Source organism: Rhizobacter sp. (assembly GCF_031412495.1).
Lineage (GTDB): Bacteria > Pseudomonadota > Gammaproteobacteria > Burkholderiales > Burkholderiaceae_C > Schlegelella_A.
The window spans coordinates 1-1504 of the sequence record NZ_JANODC010000213.1 but is presented as its reverse complement, the minus strand read 5'-3'; the positions used below and the strand labels follow the sequence as shown (position 1 = coordinate 1504).

The following is a 1504-nucleotide window of genomic DNA, read 5'->3' as shown; positions in this document are numbered from 1 at the left end:
CGAGCGCTCGTAGGGCTCGATGTGGATGTCGCTGGCCCCGTCCTTGGCCGCCTGCGTGAGCAGGGCGTTGAGCATGCGGATGATGGGCGCGTCGTTCGAGGCCTCGAGCAGGTCCTCGATCGCCGGCAGCTCCTGCATCATCCGCGACAGGTCGACGGCGCTCTCGACTTCGCCGATCACGGTGGCGGCGCTCGATTCGCCGCCGGCGTACGCGGCGGCGATGCGGCCGGAGAGCGTCGCCGCCGGCTCGCGCTCGAAGGCGTCGATCTCGTACAGGCGCAGCACTTCCGAGAGCGCGGGCAGGGCGACTGTCTCCGGCGCCCACAGGACCAGGCGGCTGCCGTCGTCCTCGAGCAGGAGGGTGTGCGCCTTCGCATAGGCGTAGGGGAGGGGGTGGCGGGCTCCCATGGCGTGCCTCAGCGCGGCGGCACCGTCGCAGGGGCAGGCGGCGGGACCGGGGCCGGGACGATCACCGGCACCACGACCGGAACGGCGGGCGCAGGTTCGCTCGCTCTCGGCACTCGCCGCGGCGGCTGCAGCGCGCCGGGCTCGGTGCCCGGCGAGCTCGGCGCCGGCGACAGCGGCGTCTTCGTGTCCTCGACACGGCCGATCGGCGGCACGATGGGCACGTCGCTGATCGGCAGAAGGACGTTCGGCGTCGGCTGCTGGTCTCTCTGCGCCGAGCGGATCAGGTCGTAGCGGTCGACCGACAGCCGGTTCGCGGCCGAGGCGTCGCGCATCACCGTCGGACGCAGGAAGACCATCAGGTTCGTCCGCTTCTTGCTCCGGCTCTCGCTGCGGAACAGCGCTCCGACGTAGGGAATGTCGCCGAGCAGCGGCACCTTCGACTTGTTGTCGGTGTAGGTGTCCTCGATCAGGCCGCCGAGGACCAGGATCTGGCCGTCCTCGACGATGACGTTCGACTCGATGGAGCGCTTGTTCGTCGACGGCCCGGCGTTCGACGTGCCGGGCGCCGTGCCCGAGGCCAGGCTGGACGATTCCTGGAAGATCGCCATCCGGATCGAGCCGTTCTCGCTGATCTGCGGCCGGATGCGCAGGGTGATGCCGACGTCCTTGCGCTCGATGGTCTGGAACGGGTTCGACAGGGCCGTGCCGGTGTTCGTGAACTGGCCGGTCACGAAGGGCACGTTGCTGCCGACGATGATCTTGGCTTCCTCGTTGTCGAGCGTGACCAGGTTCGGGGTCGAGGTGATGTTGGTGTTGGCCTGCGACTGCAGAAAGCGCGCGATCGCCGAGAGGCCGTAGATGCCGCCGTAATTGCGGACCAGGCCTATGTTGAAACCTTCGCCGAGCTGCGCGAGCGCAGAAGCTGCCCCAGCTGCCGTCCCCGTGGCGACGCTGCCGGCGATGTCGAGGATGTTGCCGCCACCGCCGGTGAAGTTGGTGCCGCCGCCGATGATGTTCTTGTCGTTCCGGTTGCCGATGAGCCCCTGCCACTGGAAGCCGAAGTCGGCGTCGTTGTTGCCGCTGACCTCGACGATCA

The 1504-nt window shown here is 69.0% G+C and carries 1 protein-coding gene and 1 pseudogene; both read right to left on the bottom strand.

Annotated features, from left to right (window positions below; all coding sequences use genetic code 11):
* Positions 1-408 (bottom strand): annotated as a pseudogene (locus AC30N0_RS08065) (type II secretion system protein GspE); the annotation flags it as partial.
* Between the two features lie 8 nt (positions 409-416).
* On the bottom strand, positions 417-1504 hold a 1088-nt coding region (locus tag AC30N0_RS08060; RefSeq protein ID WP_489517408.1), incomplete at its 5' end, for a type II secretion system protein GspD.